The sequence below is a fragment of the Streptococcus sp. DD11 genome (assembly GCF_001578865.1).
Lineage (GTDB): Bacteria > Bacillota > Bacilli > Lactobacillales > Streptococcaceae > Streptococcus > Streptococcus panodentis.
Window position 1 is genome coordinate 1 of record NZ_KQ969418.1, and the last position, 800, is coordinate 800.

1 protein-coding gene is annotated in these 800 nt (G+C 52.1%); it reads left to right on the top strand.

The window, feature by feature from the left end; all coding sequences use genetic code 11:
- On the top strand, window positions 1-800 hold an 800-nt coding region (locus tag STRDD11_RS13180; RefSeq protein ID WP_164828513.1), incomplete at both ends, for a carbohydrate ABC transporter permease.

The window sequence follows — 800 nt, forward strand, 5'->3', positions numbered from 1 at the left end:
ACACTGGGCACTCAGGAGCAGGGTGAGGCGGTGAAAAATGTCAATGGCATGGAAATCACCGTTCAGGTGGCTGGTGACAATTCCATGCTGCTGCTGATCTTTGGTCTGGCTTCCTTGATTTTCTGTGCAGTTTTTGCCTATATCTACTGGTGCAATCTCAAGAGCGCCCGCCATCTCATGGCCCTCAAGCAGGAAGGCCGCAAGATTCCCGGCTTCATCGAGGATTTCAAAACCTTGGCCGACGGCCGCTTCCATATCGGCCTCATGTCAGTCCCTCTCACCGGCGTACTGCTTTTTACCATTCTGCCGCTGATTTACATGATTTGCTTGGCTTTTACGAACTTCGATCACAGCCATCCGGCACCCAAATCTCTCTTTGACTGGGTGGGCTTTGCCAACTTTGGCAATGTCTTTTCAGGCCGTATGGCTGGGACCTTCTTTCCGCTTCTGGCTTGGACCTTGATCTGGGCGGTAGCCGCCACTGCAACGAATTTCTTCTTCGGTGTTGTTCTGGCTCTGCTGCTCAATACCAAGGGTCTGAGATTTAAGAAAGTCTGGCGGACCCTCTTTGTCATCACCATTGCTGTACCGCAGTTCGTATCGCTGCTGCTCATGCGCAACTTCCTCAACGACAGCGGCCCTTTGAACGGCCTGCTGCAGAGCCTGCATCTCATTCAGCACCCCATCCCCTTCCTCAGCGACCCGCTTTGGGCTAAATTTTCCATTATTCTTGTCAATATGTGGATTGGGATTCCCTTCACCATGCTGGTAGCTTCAGGGATTATCATGAACCTGCCCAG